The 21719-nt window shown below is 70.2% G+C and carries 18 protein-coding genes; 16 read left to right on the forward strand and 2 right to left on the reverse strand.

Going from position 1 to position 21719, the window contains the following annotated elements; all coding sequences use genetic code 11:
• From ACFWGP_RS09970 to ACFWGP_RS10000, 7 genes are all read left to right on the forward strand, one after another.
• Nucleotides 1–774: a Flp pilus assembly protein CpaB gene (locus ACFWGP_RS09970; RefSeq protein ID WP_376930816.1), complete on the forward strand. Its 774-nt coding sequence runs from the start codon at nt 1–3 to the stop codon at nt 772–774.
• Nucleotides 774–2111, forward strand: coding sequence for a CpaE family protein (locus ACFWGP_RS09975; protein ID WP_376930817.1), 1338 nt, complete (start codon nt 774–776; stop codon nt 2109–2111). The genes ACFWGP_RS09970 and ACFWGP_RS09975 overlap by 1 nt, the downstream gene beginning before the upstream one ends.
• On the forward strand, nt 2098–3621 hold the full coding sequence (locus tag ACFWGP_RS09980) for a CpaF family protein (RefSeq protein WP_376930818.1): 1524 nt from the start codon (nt 2098–2100) through the stop codon (nt 3619–3621). The genes ACFWGP_RS09975 and ACFWGP_RS09980 overlap by 14 nt, the downstream gene beginning before the upstream one ends.
• Nucleotides 3618–4574 carry a type II secretion system F family protein gene (locus ACFWGP_RS09985; RefSeq protein WP_376930819.1) on the forward strand — a complete coding sequence of 319 codons (957 nt, stop codon included), beginning with the start codon at nt 3618–3620 and terminating at the stop codon, nt 4572–4574. The genes ACFWGP_RS09980 and ACFWGP_RS09985 overlap by 4 nt, the downstream gene beginning before the upstream one ends.
• 1 nt (nt 4575) lies before the next feature.
• Nucleotides 4576–5445: a type II secretion system F family protein gene (locus ACFWGP_RS09990; RefSeq protein WP_376930820.1), complete on the forward strand. Its 870-nt coding sequence runs from the start codon at nt 4576–4578 to the stop codon at nt 5443–5445.
• Between the two features lie 145 nt (nt 5446–5590).
• A complete protein-coding gene (locus ACFWGP_RS09995) occupies nt 5591–6592 on the forward strand; it encodes an alpha/beta hydrolase (protein WP_376931047.1) in 1002 nt (333 codons plus the stop codon).
• Between the two features lie 162 nt (nt 6593–6754).
• On the forward strand, nt 6755–7786 hold the full coding sequence (locus tag ACFWGP_RS10000) for a hypothetical protein (protein WP_275506155.1): 1032 nt from the start codon (nt 6755–6757) through the stop codon (nt 7784–7786).
• Between the two features lie 79 nt (nt 7787–7865).
• Here the strand turns inward: ACFWGP_RS10000 and ACFWGP_RS10005 are convergent, their stop codons facing one another.
• Nucleotides 7866–8354 (reverse strand): YajQ family cyclic di-GMP-binding protein, encoded by a 489-nt coding sequence (locus tag ACFWGP_RS10005; RefSeq protein ID WP_231428794.1) that lies wholly within the window; start codon nt 8352–8354, stop codon nt 7866–7868.
• Nucleotides 8355–8620: 266 nt separating this feature from the next.
• On the opposite strand from ACFWGP_RS10005, the gene ACFWGP_RS10010 reads away from it, so the two are divergent.
• The 7 genes from ACFWGP_RS10010 to ACFWGP_RS10040 are packed head-to-tail and all read left to right on the forward strand — an operon-like array spanning nt 8621 to nt 17398.
• On the forward strand, nt 8621–9508 hold the full coding sequence (locus tag ACFWGP_RS10010; protein ID WP_376930821.1) for a LuxR C-terminal-related transcriptional regulator: 888 nt from the start codon (nt 8621–8623) through the stop codon (nt 9506–9508).
• A gap of 51 nt (nt 9509–9559) precedes the next feature.
• Nucleotides 9560–10855, forward strand: a complete 1296-nt coding sequence (locus tag ACFWGP_RS10015; protein WP_376930822.1) for a S8 family serine peptidase — start codon at nt 9560–9562, stop codon at nt 10853–10855.
• Nucleotides 10856–10895: 40 nt separating this feature from the next.
• On the forward strand, nt 10896–12839 hold the full coding sequence (locus ACFWGP_RS10020) for a hypothetical protein (protein WP_376930823.1): 1944 nt from the start codon (nt 10896–10898) through the stop codon (nt 12837–12839).
• Between the two features lie 35 nt (nt 12840–12874).
• Nucleotides 12875–13930, forward strand: a complete 1056-nt coding sequence (locus tag ACFWGP_RS10025; RefSeq protein WP_231428790.1) for a hypothetical protein — start codon at nt 12875–12877, stop codon at nt 13928–13930.
• 12 nt (nt 13931–13942) lie between these two features.
• Nucleotides 13943–16414 (forward strand): hypothetical protein, encoded by a 2472-nt coding sequence (locus ACFWGP_RS10030; protein ID WP_376930824.1) that lies wholly within the window; start codon nt 13943–13945, stop codon nt 16412–16414.
• A complete protein-coding gene (locus tag ACFWGP_RS10035) occupies nt 16414–16674 on the forward strand; it encodes a hypothetical protein (protein ID WP_231428788.1) in 261 nt (86 codons plus the stop codon). The genes ACFWGP_RS10030 and ACFWGP_RS10035 overlap by 1 nt, the downstream gene beginning before the upstream one ends.
• A complete protein-coding gene (locus ACFWGP_RS10040; RefSeq protein WP_231428787.1) occupies nt 16667–17398 on the forward strand; it encodes a hypothetical protein in 732 nt (243 codons plus the stop codon). Before ACFWGP_RS10035 ends, ACFWGP_RS10040 begins: the two co-directional genes overlap by 8 nt.
• A 61-nt stretch (nt 17399–17459) precedes the next feature.
• Here the strand turns inward: ACFWGP_RS10040 and ACFWGP_RS10045 are convergent, their stop codons facing one another.
• Nucleotides 17460–18005 carry a hypothetical protein gene (locus ACFWGP_RS10045; RefSeq protein WP_376930825.1) on the reverse strand — a complete coding sequence of 182 codons (546 nt, stop codon included), beginning with the start codon at nt 18003–18005 and terminating at the stop codon, nt 17460–17462.
• Between ACFWGP_RS10045 and ACFWGP_RS10050 the strand changes: the two genes are divergently transcribed.
• Together ACFWGP_RS10050 and ACFWGP_RS10055 are read left to right on the forward strand one after the other, a co-directional pair.
• Entirely contained in the window at nt 18004–19635 is a 1632-nt protein-coding gene (locus tag ACFWGP_RS10050) for a hypothetical protein (protein ID WP_376930826.1), read from the forward strand. The two genes, ACFWGP_RS10045 and ACFWGP_RS10050, sit on opposite strands and share 2 nt — an antisense overlap.
• Before the next feature lie 20 nt (nt 19636–19655).
• The gene (locus ACFWGP_RS10055) at nt 19656–21701 is read left to right on the forward strand and encodes a glycoside hydrolase family protein (protein ID WP_275506163.1); all 2046 of its coding nucleotides are present in this window, start codon (nt 19656–19658) and stop codon (nt 21699–21701) included.
• The last annotated feature ends 18 nt before the right edge of the window (nt 21702–21719 follow it).

The raw sequence follows: 21719 nt of genomic DNA on the forward strand, positions 1-21719 counted from the left end.
ATGAAGACCCGAATCATTGGCGCGATCATCGCGCTCGTCCTCACTGTCGTCGGTGCGTTCTTCCTCATCAGCTACGTGCGCAACGCCGATGCACGCGCCCAGCAGGGCGCGGAGCTCGCTGACGTCTACGTGGTCACCAAAGAGATCCCGAGCGGCACACCGGGTGAATCGGTTGGCGACTTCGTCAAGCTCGATACTGCGCCGAAGAAGAACATCCCCGAGAACGCGGTGACCGAACTCTCTGAGCTTGATGGCTTGGTTGCGGACGGCAAGGTGCTCGTCGGTGAGCAGTTGTTGCAGGCGCAATTCGTGGACCCAGCGGTGAAGGCGTCGCGCGGAGACGTCGATGTGCCGGCCGGGATGCAGGAAGTCAGCTTCGCCCTCCCCGTGCAGCGGATGGTGGGCGGCGCCGTCCGAGCGGGCAGTCAGATCGGGCTTGTCGTCACGAAGTACGAGGTCGGCGCGGACATCAAGGACGGGACTCCGACATTCGTACCTGAGACGCAGTTCTCCTTCAACAACGTGTTGGTCACCAATGCGCAGATCGGCGAGAACGTGAGTGACGGCGACTCGTCGGAAGAGGAGACGAGCGGCGACACGATCCTCTTGACGGTTGCGCTCGCCACCCACGATGCCGAGCGCCTCGTCTGGGCGATGGAAGGTTACGAACAGCAGGGCGACTACATTCCGTACGTCGGGATTTGGGCAACGCTGCAGAATGATGCAACCGACACCTCCGGTTCCGCACCGGTCAACGAGATCAACTTCAGATAGTGGTTCCGTTCCTTCTCGTCAGTCGCTCCGCCGAGTACGAGACCCGTCTGCGGTCTCTGCTCGGCGAACGACTTGCCGTGATCCCTGGCGAATTCCTCACGTTCGGGCCGGAGGCGGTCGTGAGTCGGGTGCCTGACAGCCCTCGCATCGCGCTGCTCGGGCCCGTGCTCAACTACGAGGAGACGAAGGGCCTCGTCGAAGCGCTCACTGCGAAGCATCGCGATCTCGGCCTGATCGTCGTGCGGGAGCAGCGCTCCGACCTCGAGGATTGGGTGGACGAGCTCGAGCTGCATGCGGTACTGAGCCCCGACGCGAGCGATGACACGACCGTGGGCCTGCTCGATCGCTTGGCTGGATGGCTCATCGCCAACGGGCGGGCCGGGGAGCACGATTTCGATGCGCCGTTGGCACTGGAGATCGATGAGGAGATCCTCGAGGGAATCGACACGGGTCTTGAGACGGTCGCGGACGTTCCTCCGATAGCCAGCGAGCCCGAACCTGAGCCTGAACCCGAGCCGCAGCTGCCTGAGTGGGAGTTCCCTCCGATCGAGGCAGGTGTGCCGACCGAGGCCATCGCCGTCGTCGCTCCGAAAGGAGGCCAGGGCAAAACCACCATCGCGATCAACCTCGCAACTGGGCTTGCCGAGGTCGCCCCGAACTCGGTGGTGCTCGTTGACGCCGATCTCCAGTTCGGTGATATCACAGCTGCACTCGCACTCAAGCCAGAAGGGACAATCGTCGATGCTGTGGCCGACGCGGCGATTGACGAGCTCGTTCTGAAGACCACGCTTACCCACCACGACGACGGCTTCTTCGTGGTCGCGAGCGCACCGTCACCCGAGCTCGGCGATCAAGTGGCACCGGCTGCGCTTGCCGAGCTCATCACGAGGTTGCGCGCGACGTTCCGCTATGTCGTCATCGACACGACCCCGGGGCTCGGCGAGCACACGCTGGTGACCCTCGAGCACGTCACCGATGCCGTGTTCGTGAGCAACATGGGGGTGCCTAGTCTGCGTGCCACACGAACCGAGTTCGAACTGCTGACGAAGCTGGGGCTCATGCCTGGCAACCGGCACATCGTCGTGAACCAGACCGACAAGAACAGCGGTCTTACGATCAAAGACGTCGAGAGCATCATCGGCGCACCAGTTGACATCGAGGTGCCCAAGTCGTCGGCGGTGCTGCTCGCCTCGAACCGCGGAGTGCCGCTCATCCACGACGATGTGCGCGACCCTGCCGCGAAGGCGATCCGATCGATCGTGCTCCGCATCGCGCCCGACGCGTTCCCGAAGCGCAGCAAGATCCAGAGAAGGCGGCGATCGAATGAACCTGAATGATCGACTGAATGCCCTCCGTGGCGACCACGATGTAGCGGCTCAGTCGCCGCTGGCTGCCCCGCTCGTGGCTCCCACCGTCGAGCCAGCGCCCGAACACTCCGATCAGTCGGCCGAGCCGACCGCGGAACTCTTCGTCGGAGCTACGGAATCGTCGTACTTCCAACCGTCGGCTGAGTCCCGGGCGCAGAAGACCCGCTCGGCGGGTGTACCTGACCCGCTCGCTGCCGTAAAGGAGAAGGCGGCAGAGGAGCTCTTCGGCAGGATCGGTGCTCGTCTGAACGACGCTTCGCTGACCGAGGAGCAACTGCACCAGCTCGCTCGGGCCGAACTCGCCGACATCGTCGCTGGCGAGCCACTGGCACTCTCGACAGCCGAGCGAAATCGTCTGATCGACGACATCGGTGCGGATGTGCTCGGATACGGGCCGCTCGAGCCGCTGCTCGCCGACCCGACCGTGAGTGAAATCATGGTCAATCGCTTCGACCGGCTTTATGTCGAGCGCGATGGTCGGTTGCAGGAATCGCCGCACCGTTTCACGGGTGAGCCGCAGCTTCGCCGCGTGATCGAACGGATCGTTGCGAAGGTCGGCCGGCGCATCGACGAGTCCTCGCCCCTTGTCGACGCGCGACTCGAAGACGGTTCGCGTGTGAACGCGATCATCCCGCCGCTCGCCGTCGATGGAGCCTCCCTCACGATTCGAAAGTTCGCAGGTACCCCCTATACGGTCAACGACCTCATTAGTTTCGGCAGCCTCAATCGCGAAGTCGCGACCGTACTCGACGCGGCCGTACGGGCGAAGATGAACATTCTTGTCTCCGGTGGTACGGGCACCGGTAAGACGACGCTGCTGAACGTGCTTTCGGCGTTCATCCCTGGTGACGAGCGCATCATCACGATCGAAGACGCCGTCGAGCTGCAACTGCAACAGGAGCATGTCGTACGACTCGAATCGCGCCCGGCGAACGTCGAAGGGCGTGGTGAGATCACGATCCGCGACCTCGTGCGCAACTCGCTTCGTATGCGGCCCGATCGAATCGTCGTCGGTGAGGTTCGTGGCGCGGAATCGCTCGACATGCTTCAGGCCATGAACACCGGCCACGAAGGGTCGATCTCGACGCTGCATGCCAACTCGCCGCGCGACGCGGTCTCCCGCATGGAGACGCTTGTGCTGATGGCCGGCATGGAACTGCCCTTGCGTGCGATCCGTGAGCAGATCGCCTCGGCGATCGACGTCATCGTGCAGATCAGCCGGCATAAAGACGGTGTGCGCCGCATCACGCACGTCACCGAGGTGCACGGCATGGAAGGTGAGATCATCACGCTCCAAGATGCGTTCACGTTCGACTACTCGGCAGGCTACGACCGTGACGGTCGGCTGCTCGGGCGTCTTCGCCCGACTGGGGTGCGCCCTCGCTTCGCGGAGCGCATCGCCGATGCCGGGATCGCGCTGCCGATGGCGCTGTTCCAAGACCAGATCTTCGACGACGTGCCGTTGGGAGAGATTCGATGAATCCGGGGCTGCTCATTGGCGGCCTCGTCGTCGTGCTGCTGGCGTTGCTCGCTCTGATCTTCTTCGTGATCGCCCCTCCGGCACCTCGCGTCGCCCGAGACCGACGGCTCGCCCCCGGGGCCGAGTATGTTTCGCCGCTCACTCGAATGACACAGGCGACGACGGCCGCACTCGATAATGCAGCTGCGAAGCAGAAGCGCCAGCTCTTCGGCGAGGAAGAACTCGAGCTCGCCGGCATTAAGACGGAGCCGTCGGGGTTCGCGATCTTCGTATTCGCGGGCTCAGCTGTGCTTGCCTTGCTCGGCGCACTCCTCGGCCTGACGAGCGGTACCTCGATCTGGCTTGCACTGCTTTTCGGCTTCCTTGGCCCCGTGATCGCGAAGTTCATCGTGGCGTCGCGCACCTCGTCTCGGCGTGCGAAGTTCGCCGACCAGATCGATGACCTCGTGCAGATGATCGCTGGAGGGCTTCGCGCGGGTCATGGACTCAATCGAAGCCTTGCAGCGGTTGCCGTCGAGGCAGAAGCTCCAGTGTCGGAGGAATTGGCACGTGTCGTCAATGAAACTCGACTTGGTCGGCCACTGTCTGATGCCCTGCACGCGATTGCCCTCCGAATGAAGAGCGCCGACTTCGAGTGGGTCGCTCAGGCGATCGCGATCAACCAGGAGACGGGCGGCAATCTTGCGGAAGTCCTCGACCAAGTCGGCAAGACGATCCGCGAGCGCAACCAGATCCGCCGCCATGTTCGAGCATTGAGTGCTGAGGGTCGACTCTCCGCAATCATCCTCGTTGCGCTTCCGATCGGCGTATTCCTTTTTCTACTCCTGGTGAATCCCACCTACGTGTCGTTCTTCTTTACGAACGTGGTCGGCTGGATCGCGTTGTTTGTAGCGTTCGTATTGCTCGTCGTCGGTTCGATCTGGGTGTTCTTCGCAGCGAGAGTGAAGTTCTGAGATGTCAATCGTTGTGATCTTCATCGCGGTCATCACTGCCGCGTGCTTCGGGCTCTTCGTCTTCCTGCTGTTTCCCAAAGAATCGAAGCGCGTTGCAACGGAGGAGGGCCCCGCGGTTGCGCCACACGTAGGGCCGGTCCAGCAGGGGTCGATCGGTGCTCGTATCGTCTCGGCCGCCCCGAAGGGCTACATCGGCTGGCTCGAAAAACAGATCGTCTACGCCGGCCGCCCGAGCGGTTGGACGCCGAACGCGTTGGCTGTTTGGAAGATCGTGCTCCCGATCGTCGCGCTGTTGTTGAGCGTGCTCGTGATCTCCCGGTCCGGGCCGCAACCGCTGATCGTCTTTCTTGCGTTCTTCGTGACGATACTGGCGTTCTTTCTGCCCGATGTGCTCATCAACTCTCGCGCGCACGATCGACAGGAGGCGATCGGCGTTGCGCTACCGGACACGTTGGATCAGATGACGATCGCCGTCGAAGCTGGCCTCGGATTCGATGCAGCGATGGCGAAGGCTGCTCGCGGCGGTATCGGGCCGCTCACCGAGGAGCTCGTGCGTGTGCTGCAGGATATGTCGATCGGGCGAACCCGTCGTGATGCGTTTCGCGAGCTCGAGCAGAGGTCGAGTTCGACGGACCTTCGTCGGTTCGCTCGCGCCGTTGTCCAGGCTGATGCATATGGCATCGCCCTCGGGGATGTGCTGCGTATTCAGGCCAGCGAGATGCGTCTCAAGCGTCGGCAGCGCGCCGAAGAGCAAGCCCAGAAAGTGACAGTGAAGATCCTCTTCCCGCTCATCTTCTGCCTCCTACCTGTGTTGTTCATCATCGTGATGACACCTGCTGTCGCCGGGATTGTGCAGGCATTCAATCGCTAATCGGCGCGGTTGAATCAGCGGCACGTTCGAGCGGGGCCACGATCACTCGCCACCCTGCCTCGATAGGCTGACCCCACACACGCCGCCTGGGGAGGGGGGAGCCGTGGCCGAGCCGACATCAGCCGACGCGACGCCCTCCGAGACGCTGCCCGCGGGGTCTGGCGAGACCCCGACGTGGCGCCCCGACATCCTCGGCCCCGGCTTCGAACAATTGACCCTCCCGCTCGGCGACGACGCCGAAGGCGAGGTGGTCGCGACCCTGGTCAGGCACCGGCCGGCATGGCGGTGGCGGTGGCGCCGGGCCGCGGCATCCGGTATCGACGTGCTCTACGTGCACGGCTGGAGCGACTACTTCTTCAACCCCGAGCTCGCCGCGTACTGGGCCGGGCTCGGCGCGCGCTTCTTCGCGCTCGACCTGCGCAAGTACGGGCGCAGCCTGCGCCCCGGCCAGACGCCCGGACTCATCACGAGCCTCTCCGACTACGACGCCGACATCGCGGCCGCGCTCGCGGCCATGGGGCACGGCGGGGATGCCTCCGGCCGGCGCCTGCTCGTCATGGGGCACTCGACCGGGGGATTGACGCTGTCGCTGTGGGCCGCGCGGCACCCGGGCGTCGCGTCGGCGATCGTGCTCAACAGCCCGTGGCTCGAGTTCCAGCTGTCGCGCATCGGGCGCGAGGCGATCGCACCCATGATGCAGTTCGGTGCCCGGGTGCATCCGCTCGCGCCGCTGCCGAACGTCGACCTCGGGTTCTACACGCGCGCCGTCGCCCGCGAGCAGGGCGGCGAGTGGGAGTACGACCACGACTGGCGCCCCGACCGCGGGTTCGCGACGAACTCGGTGTGGCTCTCGGCCGTGCTCACCGGGCACGCGACCGTCGCCGCCGGCATCGACGTCGGCGCGCCCGTGCTCACCTTGCTGTCGGCACGATCGACCATTCTCACCCGGTGGGACGAGGCGATGCGGTCGACCGACAGCGTGCTCGTCGTCGACGAGATCGCCGAGCGGGCGACGAAGCTCGGGCCCACCGTCGCGATCGAGCGCATCGACGGCGCGCTGCACGACGTCATGCTCTCGGCCGAGCCCGCCCGGGCGGCCGCGTACGCCGCGATGACCCGGTGGCTCGGCGGCTACGCGCCGGCGTGAAGCGGGTTCGGCGCGCTGAGCGGTGCTCGAAACATGCTCAGCGGGTCGAACCCGACTCAGGTGAGCGGCGACTCGTCCTGCACAGGGGGAGCGCGGCGGCTGGTGTCCACGTGGCGGAGGGATGCGGCATCCGTGGGCCACGGGTCAGCGGAAGCTGGGGCGATGGATCTTCCCCGACTGCCCTCCGGGCTCATCAGGTTCGCCGACGTGCGCGATGCCGGGCTGCAACGGCGCCTCGCGGCCGAGGTGTCGGCCGGCCGCCTCGAACGGGTGCGACGCGGGTTCTACGCCGAAGCGCCCGCCGCGACGACGCCCGCCTGGCGGCGCGACGAGCTGCGCCACCTGCACCTCGTGCACGGCGCCGCCGAGGCGATGCATGCTCCGGTGTTCACCGGGCTCTCGGCACTCGCGCTGTTCGGGCTCCCGACCTACGGTCGCTGGCCGCACGAGGTCTCGGTGCTCTCGCCGGGTCCGACCGGATTCCGCCGTGGCGGGGTCGTCGGCGTGGGGGTGAGCCGGGCGCCGTCACTCGTCCGGGTCGGCGACCGGGTCGTCACCTCGGTCGAGTACACGCTGATCCAGGTGTGCCGCGTCGCGACGGTTGCGGCTGCGCTCGCCGCGGTGGATGCCGCGCTGTGGGTGCCGCGTCGGTCGTCGGGCGGTCCGCGCACGACCCTCGAGCGACTGCGGGCCGAGCATGAGCGCCTGCTGCCGTATCCGGGCAGCCGTCGCACCGAGGCCGTGCTCGAACGCGCGACCGCACGGGCCGAGACGGTCTTCGAGACGGCCAGCCGTCTCGTCATCGAGGAGTTCGGCTTCGAACCGCCCGTGCTGCAGCAGCGGTTCTGGCTCGGCGAACTCGGCACGACGGCCGACGTCGACTTCTGGTGGCCGTCGGTGCGCGCGATCGGCGAGGCCGACGGACGCGGCAAGTACCTCACCGTCGACGATCGGCGGGAGTCGGTCGGCCCCGGCGCCGCTGCCCAGCGCGTCATCCGGGAGAAGGACCGCGAGAACGCCCTGCGCCGACGGGCCGACGCCTTCGACCGGTGGGACTGGGGCGAGATGGTGCGCAAGCGCCCGCTCGAACAACGGCTGGCGGCGATGGGCGTGCCGCGGACGCGGCGCCGTCGTGCGCTGATCGGTCGCCCCGACGAGCCGGCCCTGCGCTCCACGCGCAGCCGCGCCCGCTGAGTCGGGTTCGGCACGCGGAACGAGGTTCGAACCCGACTCAGCGCGCCGAACCCGACTCAGCGCGGCGCGGGCACCCGACTCAGCGGAAGTTGGTGAACTGCAGCGCGACGTCGAGGTCCTTGCCCTTGAGCAGCGCCATCGTCGCCTGCAGGTCGTCGCGGCTCTTCGACGAGACGCGCAGCTCGTCGCCCTGGATCTGGCTCTTCACGCTCTTCGGCGCCTCGTCGCGGATGATCTTCGAGATCTTCTTCGCGTTCTCGCTGTCGATGCCGTTCTTGAGCGCGATCTCGATGCGGAACTCCTTGCCCGACGGGTAGGGCTCGCCCGTGTCGAGCGCACGCAGGGTGATGCCGCGCTTGATGAACTTCGACTCGACGACCTCGAGCACGGCCTTGACGCGCTCTTCGGTCTGGGCCTTCAGCAGCACCTTCTCGCCGCTCCACTCGACCGAGGCGCCGACGTTCTTGAAGTCGTAGCGCTGCTCGACCTCTTTTCGCGCCTGGTTGACGGCGTTCTCGGCCTCCATCTTGTCGACCTTGCTCACGATGTCGAACGTTGCATCTGCCATGCGCGCCAGTTTACCGAGGGGGCGGGCGGATGCCACGGGGTCGCCGCCGACGCTGACCCCCGAAAGCGGGGCCCGCCGACGGCTGTGGAAGCTGAGGAACTCCCATATTCTGGCGCTACCGATGTGGACCGGCGACGCCGCCTCCTCCGACCCGAACGAATGACCGACGCACAGGTTGCCACGACGGCGAAGGCCGGGGTGCGCCGACGTGCCCCGAGCGGTGGACGGCTTCGGGGGGAGCGTCGTGGCATCGAGGGCGTACGCCGATGGATCGCGCGGCGGATGACGACGCGGTCTTCGCCAGATCGCTCCTCGATCTGTACGCCGACGCGCTGATCGAAGCCGGCGGCGGCGCCGATCCGCGCCCGCGACTGGCGGCGCGCATCGGCGTCGCGTTCGACGCCCGCGCGGTCGGGCACGTCCGCGTGCGCTACGCCCGCGACGGCGGCCGGGCGGTCGAGCCCGACCGCTCGGAGCTCTGCCTCTGGCGGCGCGAGACGCCGAAGCTCGCGTCGACGATCGAGATCGCCTTCCTCGAGCGGTTCCGCGGCGCCCGCATCGACGACGCCTGGTACGCCTCGACCGCGCGCCGCTTCATGCTCGACTGGCTCGCCACCCCGCACCTCGCCGAGCTGCCCGTGCTCGCCGATGCCGAGGGATTCGTCGTGGTGGTCGTCGCGACCGCGGGGCGACCCGACGAGCGCGAGGCGACCCGGCTCGGCGAACTGCGCCGCCACCTCGAGGTGTTCGAACGCACGTCGGCCGCGCTCGCCGTGGCGTCCGGCCACGGGCTCGGCGCCGCCGGGTCGTCGCCGGGGCCGCAGCCGCCGCGGCCCGCCGTCGACCCCATCGACCCCGTCGACCCTGTCGAAACGGGCGCCCGCCGGCTGACCGCCCGCGAGCTCGAGGTGCTGCAGATGCTCGGCGACGGGCTGCTCGCCCGCACGATCGCGGCGCGCATGGGCGTCTCCGAGCGCACCGTGCACAAGCACCTCGGCAACGTCTACGAGAAGCTCGGCGTGCACGACCGGCTGCTGGCCGTGCGGCGAGCCGAGTCGCTCGGACTGCTCGGAGCGGGCGCCGTCGGGCGCGCGCCCATCGCGGGGGCGGAAGGGCGACGGCCCGCGCTACCACCGCCGGCCGCATCGGCATAGTGTCACAACTGCGTATTGTCGGGCGGTCGGCGCCGTCGTTCAATCGTGAACGTGAGGCATCACCTGATCCTGAAGATGCGCGAGCGGCTGCCCGAGCCGCCCGTCATTCCCGACTGGATCACGTTCATCGGCGACAAGACGCACGTCGTCACCTCGGTCGTCGCCGAGGTCGACGCCGTCCTCCACGAGGTGCGCCGCGAGTACTGGGTGACGCACGAGTACGTGCCCGCGATGGATGTCTGGACTCCCCCCGAGACGATGCACGGGCTCGATCGCACGTACCGGATCATCTTCGACGACCTCGCCCCGCTGTCGGCCGACGTGCTCGCGCGCCTCTCCGCGCTGCGCTCGGTCGAACGCTGCAGCCAGCTCGTCGTCGCCGGCACCGACCTTCCGGTGCCCCAGCCCGCGACCGCGCTCGGCACGACCTTGTCGGCGGGCGATCAGATCGGCGTGCCGTTCGCCAACGCGATCACCCGCGGGCGACCCGACGTGCTCGTCGCGGTGCTCGACACCGGCGTCGACCTCGACCACCCCGAACTGCGCGGCACGATCGTCGCCGCAGCCGACTTCGTGAACCTCGAGGGGCTCGACACGAGCGGATTCGTCGGCGACGTGCTCGACGCCGACGCCGACCCCGAAGACGAGGTGGGCCACGGCACCCACGTCGCGGGCATCATCGCCGGGGCCGGTCGGGCGATGGAGCCCGGCGTCGCCCCCGACTGCCGGCTCATGGCCGTGCGAGTGCTCGCGACCATGCGCACCGCGACGGGGTTCCAGGGCGCCGGGATCGTCGACAACATCAACCCGGCGCTCAAGTGGTGCGTCGACCGGGGCGCCGACGTCGTCAACATGAGCGTCGGCATCCGGCACACCGGTGGCGGCCTCCCGCACGCCGACGTCGTGCGCTACGCGCAGAGCCGCGGGGTGACCGTCGTCGCAGCGAGCGGCAACGACGGGGCTCCGACCAAGTACTACCCGGGAGCGCTGCCGGGCGTGATCGCCGTCGCCGCGTGCGACGACGCGGGGGCCGTCGCCGGCTTCAGCTCCTACGGCGCCGACATCACCGTCACGGCCCCGGGCGTGCGGATCCTGAGTTCGTTCGCGAGCGGCCGCTACGCCGTCGCCTCCGGCACCTCGCAGGCCGCACCTCACGTGGCCGGCGCCGTCGCGCTCATGAAGTCGTACGCGCGCGACCACGGGTTCGACCTCGACGCCGACACCGTGCTGCGCGTGCTCCGCGAGACATCCGACCGCATCGACGCCCGCCCGCGCAACCCGCACGCGGGCTACGGGCGCATCAACCTGACCGACGCATTCAAGTGGCTGGGGCGCGCCCGGCGGTGAACGCCGCCCGCGCCAGGTCGCACGCACCGAGGAGACCGCAATGCCGTACACGCTCAGCTCCCTGAACGCCGACGGGAAGTCCGCGCCGAGCGGGTTCCGCATCAAGCGCACGCTCGCGACCGTGCAAGGGTACCAGGCCGCAGTCGACCAGAAGGTCGCCGCGCAGCTCGCCGAACTCGACGGGTTCCTCCAGAAGGCGATCGTCGAACCCGGCGACGAGGCGCTCGACACGGTGCGCGAGTGGGTCGAGCGCCCGCTCACCCCGCGCCGGTCGGCGGCGATCGGCGTCGGCCGGTGGGCCGAGGACAGCCTCGTCAGCGCACTGCGGGCGAACAAGCCGGGCGCGGGCGAACGCACGATCGGCGAGGTGCTCGACGGCGAGACCGACCTCACCGACCTGCGCTACGAGCTCGACGACGAGCTCGACGCCCGGTGGTCGACGCTCGACTTCGACGTGCGCACCGTGCTCGCGTACGAGGGGATCCGCGACCTGGTCTTCGCCCGCGCCTACCTCGTCTACGGCATCCGGCAGCGCACGAGCCTCATCAACTTCGTCGTCTCGCACCGCGACGGCGCGCGCGACGTCGTCGCGTACGCCACCGTCGGAGCCGCGCGCGACCTCGTGCAGGAAGCTCAGCTTCGCGTGCCGAAGCTCGACGACGACGACAGCACGGTCGTCACCGCCATCCTGGCGCGGGCGCCGAAGCTCTCGGTCGACTCGTTCAAGGCCATCGTGCTCGACGTGGTCGGCGACCACCTCGAGCACGACAAGTACGCGGGGCTCATCGCCGCCTCGGGCGTGAAGGACGTGCCGCCCGAGCTCGTGCCGACGCTCGTCGAGTACCTCAAGACCTCGCACATCACGGTGACGAAGGAGAACGCGCCGTACATGGTGCCCATGTACCTCGCGAAGGCGGCGACGAGCGGCGCGATGCCGAGCGCCGGCCCCGACGACCCGTTCGCCGTGACGTTCTACGGCGACGACGCCGCAGCCCAGTCGGTGAACTCGGCGGCCGTGCGCTGCGCGGCGCAGCTCTTCTACGTCATGACGCTCGGTGACGAGCTCGGCGTGTTCGACGCGGTGCGGTACTTCACCTCGACGTACCTCTTCCACGACGGGTTCGCCGTCGAGGACCCGGTGCTCCGCAAGGACCTCGAGGACTACGTCTTCTCGAACCGGTTCCCGGTGCTCGACCCGCGCAGCGGCACGACCGACAAGGTCGACGCGACCCGCGAGCCGATGCGGCGGGCGTACTACCGCCAGGTCTTCGACCTCGGCAAGGCGCCGACGCCGGCCGACGCCCCCGCGAACGAGGAGTTCGGCCGGCTCTGGAAGATCCTCATCCTCGAGTCGGCCCGCTACCTCGAGCGCGCCCAGGTGAGCCCGCACCCCGACAACTTCGTGTCGAGGCAGAACGTCATGCAGGCCGTCGAGGACCTGCAGTACAACCTCTCGACGAGCTGCGTCGGCCTCGCGACGGTGATGACCCCGATGATGAACGCCGAGCTCGACTTCGTCATCACCCGCATCCTGGGCCACGAGGAGATCCGCTCGCACCTCGTGCCGGCCGGAGGCTCCTGGCTCAAGGTCATCGAGAAGCTCGCGGCGACCCGCGGCCAGCGGGCGCGGGCCAGCGTGCTCAACAACAAGGCGCGGCTGGGGCACGCACTGCTCACCTCGATCGCCGAGTACACGCCGTCGGCCTTCGAGCAGGACGAGGCGTTCTCGCGATTCATCTCGAACGTCGACGCGTTCATCACGACGCAGAGCATCCTGCAAGAGGATGCCTCGGAGCACGGCGACGACGAGGCCGAGGCCGGCGGCGGGTCGGGCCCGCTGCCCGGGATGCCGTCGATTCCCGACCTTCCCGGCATGCCGGACCTCGGCGGAATGCCCGGCATGCCGTCGTTCGGTTCGCCGCCGACCGGCGCACCGGGCACCGGGGCGGGCGCACCGGCCTCCGGCGACGACTGGGACTTCTGAGCTCCGGGTGAGCCGGCACGGAAACGGAGCAGAGCATGAACGAGAGCACGCGGCCCTCCGATGCGGAGATCCTGCAGCTGGCCCGAGCCACCGCCGTCGAGGTGCTCGCGCCGAGCGGGCCCTTCCAGGCGATGTCGCTGGCCGACCAGCAGAGCGTCTACCTCTCCCTCGTCGAGGAGGAGATCGATCGCGAACGCGCCCGCCGGGGTCTCGCCCCGCGCGACGTCGCCAAGGCGATGGCGACCGACTCGGGCGAGGAGATGGGCTTCGAGGGGTACCGCCCGGGATTCGAGGGCTCGACCGAGGCGTTCAACGAACTCGTCGACAGCGTCGACTTCCCGCAGTTCGTCGCCGACCTGATGAAGGCGGTGTTCAACGCGAACCTGAAGGTCATGAAGGAGCAGACCGACTCGTACATCAAGCTCATGAAGGAGGCGACGAAGTCGACCGCCGACTTCATCACCAAGATCAAGGACGACGAGTCGTTCCTGAAACTCGCCGAGACGCGGGGGGCGCAGTACGGCGTCACGACCGAGCGCGCCGCCGACGGCTCGCAGAAGATGGCGCTCACCACGCCCGAGGGCGACAAGGTCGACCCCGAGGACTCCGAGGTGAAGCGGCACATCCTCGAGGCGAAGATCAACATGGCCAAGGAGCACCGCGCCGCACTGCGCGAGGTGCTGCTCATGGGCGTCACCCGGCTCGTGGTCGAGAAGGGCGTCATCGAGGCGGGCGTGGAGTTCATGATCACCGCGAACCGCAAGTCGCAGGCGTCGCACCAGGACCAGAACGTCAACGTCGTCAACGTCGAGGCGTCGTACGACCCGCCCCTCGGCGGCCTCTTCGGCGGCCCGAGCGGCAGCATGAGCATGACGAACACGAACATCCAGGTGAACACCTCGCAGAAGGAGGCGACCGACACGCTGTCGGCCAAGCTCACCGGCAAGGTGAACATCCAGTTCAAGACCGACTACTTCAAGCTCGACAACTTCGCGACCATGTACGCCGACGGCGGCGTCGCGGCGCTGCCGCCCGGGCAGGGCGCCGCCCCCGGCGCCGCACCGGGAGGGGCGGCCCCCGCCCGCCGATAGGGGCGACCGCTCATGGCGCTGGCACTGCTTCGGGAGGAGGACGGTGATGGGCAGGCACGGGTCTTCGAGATCGACACGGGCACGAGCCCGTACTTCCGGGTGCTGCTCGGCACCCAGGTGCGCGCCGTCGACGGGGTCGTCGTGCTCGACGGCCCGTACTGGCGCAGCGAATGGCGTCGCAACCCCCGCGCCGGGCGTCATCTCGACACCCGCACCCGGTACCGTCTCGAGGGGTCGGCGGTCACCGAGCCGCGCAGCCTCGTGCAGGTGCAGAGCGCCGCGGCGCCCGACGGTCGCGCACCCGCATTCTCGCGGCCGGTGCGGCTGGGCGCCTTCGTCGACGCGCCCGGCGACGACGACCGCGTCGACGCTTGGGGCAGCGCTCCCGAATCGGGGTTCGCGATGAGCGCGTCGTCGAGCGAGCCGGCGCCGGTCGGCGCACCGGGCGCGGCGCCGATGCCGCGCAGCGCCCGCACCGCGGTCGCGACCTGCAGCGCACGCGAGACGTACAGCCGGCCTGCGTCGATGGACGACCTGCTCGGCACGCTCGTGCGCGTCGCGGGGCCCGTGCTGCAGCAGCTGCTCGGCCCGGGCGGCGCCGGCGGTGCGTCGGGCACCGGCGGCGAGGCATCCGCCCTCTCGCCCGACGCGCTCGCGCAACTGCTGCGCAGCGTGCTCGGGGCCGTCGCGTCGCCCGCGACAGGGGCGGCGGCTGCGGCGCCGGTCTCGCCGGTGCCGGCTCCGTCGGCGACGGCACCGGCGACGGCGGATGCCTCGGCGGCCCACGCCGCGCCCGCGCCCGCGGCGCCGGGCGCCGACCTCTTCGCGACGCCGCACGACCCGGTTCCGGCCGGCGGCGACCTGTTCGCCACGCCCGAGTCGATGCGCATCGACTGGGGCGTCGCACCGGCGCGCGCCTTGATCGCCGGCATCGACGACGCGATCCTCGCGGGGCTCGCGGGCTCGGTGCTCAGCGCACTCCCGCAGCTCGTGAACGCGGCTGCGGCGCAACGCGCCCAACGTCGTACCGACCACCTGCGGCTCGTGACCGAGGTGCTCGGCTCGGCCGATCGCATGCGGCTGCTGCAGTTGCTCGCAGCGGCGGCGCCGGGCGGTGGGGGAGCGACCGGCGCCGCGCCGGGCGGCGACGGCGCCGCGACCGGCGCCGCGGGGAGCCCGGGCGGCGAGTCGGTCGACGCGATCGAAGAGCTCCGCCGCCTGCTCGGTGCCGCCCCGGCGGTCGCCGCGCCGAGCGGCACCCCGGCGGCCGCGGCCGCACCTGCCGCAAGCGCCGCCGCGCCCCCCGCGGCTTCAACGGGTCCCGCGCCGGGCGCGGTGAGCGGCACCTCGAGCCTCGACGGCACGCGCACGACCACGGCGGCGACCACCGCCACCGCGAGCCGGGCCGTGCTCGCGCCGGTGCTCGCCCCGCCGCTGCCGCGGCTCGGCGGCCCGCGCCCCGTGTTCGCCGCCGGGCAGGCGGTCACGCTGCGGTTCCGACTCGACGTCGGCACCGACGGCCCGGCGACGCCGCTGCCGCGAGCCGTGCTCGACGTCGCGATCGGCGAGCCGGGCGGGAGCACGAGGCTCGTCGAGCGGACGCAGCGGCTCACCGGCCTCGCGCCGGGCACGCCGATCAGCGTGGCCCTGACCCCTGCCGAGCTCGCCGCGTTGCCGCACGAGGTCGACCTCGAGGTCACCGCGTCGCTCCGCTGGCCGGGCCGGAGCAGCGTCTACCAGGCGTCGAGCGCGACGCGCATCGTGCTCGGGGCCGTGCGCAGCGTGCGGGCGCGCGGCGGCGTCGCGGGTGAGCCGAGGGAGCTCACCGACATGGCCAGGTTCCGGTCGTTCTGGAACCGCGTATGGGCGAGCACCGACGCCGACGACGGCGAGCTGCCCCTGTGGGGGTTCGACGCCGCGACCCGGTACTCCGTCGTCCTCACCGCCGCCGACCGGGGCAACGGGCTCATGCAGACCCGCTCCGAGCTGAGGCCGCAGGGCGAGGGGGTTCGCCGGCTCACCGCCGGGCGGTTCAAGGCCGGCCTCGAGGTCAGCGTGCACGAGCTCAACGCGCTGCTCCCGCTCTGGGACGGCGGGCAACCGCTCGCCCCAGAGGTCGTGGCGGCGTTCGCCGCGCCGGCCTGGCTCGCGGCGCAGGGCGGCGACGCGGTCGCGAACGTGCGGTTCGAGGGCCGCCGCAACACCCGCGGCGTGCTGTGGGCCGTGCCGGTGCTCGGGCTGCGGAGCTTCACCCTCGCCTCGGCGACCGAGGTCGACCCCTACGGGCAGGTGCTCGCGACCGCCGACGAGGAGGTGCGGTTCCCGGTGATCGAGGCCGTCCGGCTGCTCGGCCTCGCCGCGTCCGTCGACGAGGAATCGGCCGAGCCCACCGCGTCGGGCTACGCCTTCGACGGGTACGAGGTCGTGTTCGAGACGAAGGCCGGGCTCGAGCCCGCGTCGGCCGTGATCGACGGGAGCGCATGATGGACGAGGCGTTCGTGCCGCTGCACGAGATGCTGCCCGGGCTGCTGCCGCTCGCGCCGCCGATCGACGACCGCGAGGCGGGAGTGCGCACGACCATCGTCGGCTGCGAGGTCGAGACGCCGATCGAGCTCGACCTCACGGTGCGCGGCTCCTCGATCGAGATCGGCATGGTGCCCCCGCTTTACCACGTCGCGACCGCCGACCTCCCGGTGTTCCACGCCATCCGCATCGTCGTCGAGCAGGAGCCGGACGATGGCTGAGAACTCGCCGTGGCGCCTCGAGGACTTCGTGGACTCGCTCGTCGTCGAGCTCGACAAGACCCGCGAGACGCTCGCCGTGAAGGCGATCAACAAGCCCCTGAGCTACTCGGTGAAGGAGGTGGCGCTCGACGTGAACGCCTTCCCGAGCTACGCCGACGGCTCCGTACGGTTCGTCACCGCGCAGCCCGGCGAGGAGGGCGCGTCGAAGCTCACGATCCAGCTGAACTCGATCACCGACCAGCAGGTGCGGGCCAGCACGAAGGCGCGCGGCACCGCGCCGGTCGACGCGATCGACCCGCTCGAGGTCGACGAGCAGACGCGCACCAAGCTGCGCCGCATCGGCGTCAACTCGCTCGACGACCTCAAGGAGCTCGAGGCGCGCAAGGTCGACCTGGGCGCGGTCACCGACTCCGAGATCGACTACAGCCAGATCGCGCGCAAGATCCAGCAGTCTCGGCGCAGCAAGTCGGCGCCGTCGATCGACGGGGTCAGCCTGTCGCAGTCCGAGGGCGGACCGGTGCTCCTGCTCGAGGGGCGCAACCTGGCCGTCGACGCCTCGTTCGAGCCGGTCGCCGTGCTGAACGGCGAGCTCGTCGAGGTGCTGTCGCGGGGGCCGGCGCACCTGAGCCTGCTCCTCGACGAGGAGCATCCGCTCACCGCCGACAACGAGGTGGTCGTGACGTTCGACCAGTTCGCCGTCGTCCGAGTCAACGTGAGGGCGTGAGGGTCATGTATTCGAGACCGCAGAGCAGGGACGCCGACTTCGCGCGGCTGTTGCGTTCGAGCTACGCGAGCGGGCGACCGCCGGCACCGGCGCGGCGGAGCCGGGCCGTGACGCTCTCCGTCGACCCCGGCACCGAGGTGATGGAACAGGGCGGGCAGCCCTTCGAGGAGTACGTCGTCGAGCGCGGAGAGCCCGTGCCGGCACCGCTCGCCACGCCACCCGCGGCGCCGGGCGCCCCGGCTGCGGCACCAGCGACCCCGGATGCCTCGGCGTCGACGCCGCCCGCACCCGCCGACACCGTCCGCACCCCCGAGGCGCCGGTCGCACCCGACCCGTACGCCGCGGCGACCGTGCCGACTCCGTCTTCGGCGACGCCGACGTCGCCCTCTGCGCCCGCCGCTCCGCCGTCGGTGGAGACGCCGGCGCCGGGCGGGGCGTCGCCGTCGGTCGCGCCGTCGCCCGCCGCCGCCCCGTCGGCGCCCGCACCCGCGCCGACGGCCGCCGAGCTGCTCCCGGCACCGCCGGCGCTGCCGGAGGTGTCGTCACCCGAACCCGCGTTCGCGCCCTCGAAGCCGAGCGTCGCCGAAGACGACCTCGCGGCCGACATGCAGGCCATCCTCACCGGCCGCAAGGTGTTCGACCCGTCGATGGGCGGCATGCGCGACCGCGACGGCTCGCCGCCCCCGCCCCCGCCGCCCGTCGACCCGGCCAAGAACGAGCAGGCGATCTTCGACCGCATCGCCGAGAGCATGGCCTACGCGAACAGCTTCGACCTCGGCAGCGTCGAGCTGCAGCGCCGGTTCGACCGCTTCGACGAGGAGGCGTCGCGACGTGGTGCGCCCGCGCCCGGCACCGCCGCCGCACGACGCGCGCAGGCCGCGGCCGGGCCCGTGCATGCCGGACAGCGCGAGTTCATCGAGGACCTCTCCGCGATCGACGACACGCGCGCGGCCGCTCCCGCAGCGCCGGCGCAGGCGACCCCGGTGTGGGGCGCGCTCGGCGCGGCCACCGATCGCGGCGCGTCGGTGCGGCTCGGCGACGTCGGCCGCCTCGCCGGCCCCGACCTCAGCCGGCCGTTCTTCGACACGGGGGAGCACGTGCGCTCCGGCGACGACGTCGGCACGGTGCCGCTGCGCATCGCGAACGTCGACTTCACGTACGGCGACCTCGTCGCGATGCCCGACTTCTTCGAGAACCCCGCCGACCTGCTCGGCGCCTCCGAGCGCGAGCTCACCGCGCTGCGCGGCCACATCCGACGCAGCGCGGCGCACTACCGCACGAGCACCGGGAACGACCCAGTGACCGAGACCGACTGGTCGACGGCGACGGGCGGGCGCTACCTGCGCCTCGCGGCGACGAACTACACGCACTTCGCGCCGCCCTCGGTCATCGAGGTGAGCTTCCCGCAGGCGCACGGCGACAACCGGGCGCGCTACGCCGAACTGCACCAGCAGGCCCTGCGTGAGTCGCAGCGGCTGCATCTCGCGAACCCGAGCGGTACGCCGACCCTCGAGAGCGCCCTCATCGTCAACGCGTTCGCCGACCACTTCCTGACCGACGCGTTCGCATCGGGTCACCTCGTCAACAAGGAGGTCGTGATCGACGCGTTCCGGCGCGAGTTCTACCACGGCAGCAGCCTCAACGCCGCCGGGCAGGCGTTCTTCACCCGTGTCGCGAACCGCGCATTCAGCGGCGAGGTCGCCCGCCGGTTCAGCGAGCTCGAGCAGGCCGACCCGACCATCGGCATCGGCGGTGTCGGCTGGCACGCCAACATCAACAGCGCGTCGCGGTTCGCGACGCTGCTGCAGCGCGCCGCCGAGCAGGAACCGGAGAAGATCGCCAACGTCGCGGTCAAGGCACTGCACGACCATCTCAACAGCACCGGTGTGATGGTCGGCAACAACGCCGGGGCGGTCCCGTGGCGCCTGCACGGCGACGAGGCGCTCGAGTCGTCGACGCTCGCGGTGATGAAGCAGGCCGTCGCGCAGTCGGTCGCCGACCTGCGCGATCCCGCGATCCTCGCCTCCGGAGCCGACCTCGGCGCGCTCGTCGACCGGGTCTGGCGCTTCACGCCCGAACCGACCTCGGCCGGGCTCACCGTCCTGCGCACGGCGTTGCAGACGTACACGACGCCGGGCTCGACCGTGCTCAGCAACGCGGCCGCCGACCTCATCACCGCGCAACTCGACCAGCTCATCGCCGAACTCGTCGGCGGCGGCCACCTGCGCCGAGCCTGACGCAGCCGGAAGGAACGATCATGCCAACCGCATTCGCCGCCGCACCGGGACGGCGTCCCGGTGTCGGCTGGGCGCGCGCCCAGAGCGCCGCCGACCGCCAGCTCGTCGTGCTCATCGAGAACGGCGGCATCGACCTCGGCATCCCCGACCTGGTCGACCGCGTGATCCGCGCCGTGCCCGGCGCCGACACCGTGCTCTCCGATGCGATGCGGGCCCGGCTCGTCGCCGCCGTCGAAGACGGCCTGCGCCGCGCCACCGACACCCTGATCGAGTCGGCCGAACTCGCCGTGCAGCAGTTCGGCGCGGCCAAGCCCGACGTCTACGGCGAGGTCACGGTGCTGCGCGACTCCACGGCGACGTTCGCCGAGCTCCGATCGACGCTCTTCGACGCCACGCGAGCGGGCCGCGTCGTCGACCTGCTGATCCTGACGCACGGCAACGAGGGCCGCTACATCGATGCGGAGGGCCGCGTCGACGCCGATCGGGTCCGCTCGTTGCGCACCGAGTTCGGCGGACCGCTCAACCTGCGCAGCGTCTACATGATGAACTGCGTCGGCTCGAGCCTCAACGGCGCCTGGCTGCACGTCGGCGCCCGCACGAGCGTCGGCACGCACGCGAACAACTACCTGCCCGAGCCGACGACGCACTTCTTCTGGACGGCGTGGAAGGGCGGCGCCACCTTCGAGGCCGCCGCGACCGGCGCCTATCGCAGCGCGATCGCCAGCATGAACGGCATCGTGCGCGGCCTGATCGCCGCCCTGCCGTTCCCGGCGTCGCTGCTGGCCGGCCAGGTCGACTTCGCCGAGTGGGACTTCGTTCGCGACAGCCGACCCGAGGTCGTCGGCGCCGGCGCGCTGACCGTCTCGACCGACACGCTTCCCGCGCCGACGGCTTCGGCTCAGTCGATGCTCATGACCACGGTGCTGTCGGCGCCGACCGGCGACCGCCGCCGGCCCGCCGCCCGAGCCGGGAGCCGATGGTCGGGGTCGCTGTCGGTCGCCCGCGCGGTGTCGCCGGCCGGCCGGGCGTTCGTCACCCGCTGGGAGCGCCCGTTGCTGCCGCCCGGCGACGCAGGCGATGCGGAACTGGCCCGGCGGATCGCCTCGGCCGAGGACTTCATCTCGCTGAAGATCGCGCACCCTCTCGCACAGCACCAGGTCGACGCCATCGTGAGCTTCGCGTGCGGCATCGGCTCGCACGCCTTCAGCCGTTCGGCGGTGCTGCGCCTGCTGGAGGACGGGCGTCTCGACGAGGTGCCCGTCGAGATCGCCAAGTGGGTGCGGGTGCGCAGCCCCCAGGGCGTCGTCGACAGCGCGGCGCTCGCCGAGCGCCGGCGCGCCGAGTCCGAGCTGTTCACGGGGGCGGTCGCCCTCGCGGTGCCGGCCTCGCGCGAGGTGCGCGAGTACGCCTACCAGCAGAACCCGGCCGCGCTGCTGACCGCCGCCGAGGCGATCCAGGTGGGCCTCGCCGCGGCGTCGATCGTGCAGACCCAGGTCAACGCGTTCCCCGGCGGCACGCTCTCGGTGAGCTACGACAAGCAGCAGCGGCTGCTGACCCCCGAGGCGCGGCTGCAGATGCCGGGCGCGATGCGACCGAAGCACGCGTTCACGCGCGAGCTGTTCCGGTTCCCGCAGATCAGGGTCGGCACCGCCCACGCCACGCTCACCGTCTCGTGGGAGGGCAACGACTACGGCGAGATGTCGACGCCGATCGTCTCGCGCGACCTGTCGGAGACGAGCGACTGGTCGCACTCCTCGGCGAGCATGGTCATCACGGCCGTGAACCGGATCCCGACCGGCACCGACCCTCGATCGTGGCCGCTGAGCTACCACTACGAGGGGGCGTTCGACCCGGTCGGCAACGGCGACTGGGAGTTCGTCGGCGACTTCGAGCTCAACGCATTCGGCGGTATCCGCTTCACGCGCCACGAGGTCGTCTCGCGCTCGCTCATCGACTCGGCGCTCAGCGTCAACCCGTCGGCGTGGCGCGGCTCCGACGTGACGGTCCCGGTTCCCACGATCCCCGACGACCAGGCCGCCTACCTCCGTGCGCACGTGCCGTCATGAGCGGGGGCGACGCGGTCG

The sequence above is a fragment of the Agromyces sp. NPDC127015 genome (genome assembly GCF_042725165.1).
GTDB lineage: Bacteria > Actinomycetota > Actinomycetes > Actinomycetales > Microbacteriaceae > Agromyces > Agromyces chromiiresistens.

What these genes read in the sequence shown, in the direction of transcription:
- ACFWGP_RS10045 (WP_376930825.1), bottom strand. Translation starts at nt 18,005, where the DNA reads ATGTCGGCCGCGAGGTCGTCTTCGGCGACGCTCGGCTTCGAGGGCGCG.
- ACFWGP_RS10010 (WP_376930821.1), top strand. Translation starts at nt 8,621, where the DNA reads ATGGATCGCGCGGCGGATGACGACGCGGTCTTCGCCAGATCGCTCCTC.
- ACFWGP_RS10025 (WP_231428790.1), top strand. Translation starts at nt 12,875, where the DNA reads ATGAACGAGAGCACGCGGCCCTCCGATGCGGAGATCCTGCAGCTGGCC.
- ACFWGP_RS09985 (WP_376930819.1), top strand. Translation starts at nt 3,618, where the DNA reads ATGAATCCGGGGCTGCTCATTGGCGGCCTCGTCGTCGTGCTGCTGGCG.
- ACFWGP_RS10005 (WP_231428794.1), bottom strand. Translation starts at nt 8,354, where the DNA reads ATGGCAGATGCAACGTTCGACATCGTGAGCAAGGTCGACAAGATGGAG.
- ACFWGP_RS10040 (WP_231428787.1), top strand. Translation starts at nt 16,667, where the DNA reads ATGGCTGAGAACTCGCCGTGGCGCCTCGAGGACTTCGTGGACTCGCTC.
- ACFWGP_RS10035 (WP_231428788.1), top strand. Translation starts at nt 16,414, where the DNA reads ATGGACGAGGCGTTCGTGCCGCTGCACGAGATGCTGCCCGGGCTGCTG.
- ACFWGP_RS10050 (WP_376930826.1), top strand. Translation starts at nt 18,004, where the DNA reads ATGCAGGCCATCCTCACCGGCCGCAAGGTGTTCGACCCGTCGATGGGC.
- ACFWGP_RS10030 (WP_376930824.1), top strand. Translation starts at nt 13,943, where the DNA reads ATGGCGCTGGCACTGCTTCGGGAGGAGGACGGTGATGGGCAGGCACGG.
- ACFWGP_RS10000 (WP_275506155.1), top strand. Translation starts at nt 6,755, where the DNA reads ATGGATCTTCCCCGACTGCCCTCCGGGCTCATCAGGTTCGCCGACGTG.
- ACFWGP_RS10055 (WP_275506163.1), top strand. Translation starts at nt 19,656, where the DNA reads ATGCCAACCGCATTCGCCGCCGCACCGGGACGGCGTCCCGGTGTCGGC.
- ACFWGP_RS10020 (WP_376930823.1), top strand. Translation starts at nt 10,896, where the DNA reads ATGCCGTACACGCTCAGCTCCCTGAACGCCGACGGGAAGTCCGCGCCG.
- ACFWGP_RS09990 (WP_376930820.1), top strand. Translation starts at nt 4,576, where the DNA reads ATGTCAATCGTTGTGATCTTCATCGCGGTCATCACTGCCGCGTGCTTC.
- ACFWGP_RS09970 (WP_376930816.1), top strand. Translation starts at nt 1, where the DNA reads ATGAAGACCCGAATCATTGGCGCGATCATCGCGCTCGTCCTCACTGTC.
- ACFWGP_RS09980 (WP_376930818.1), top strand. Translation starts at nt 2,098, where the DNA reads ATGAACCTGAATGATCGACTGAATGCCCTCCGTGGCGACCACGATGTA.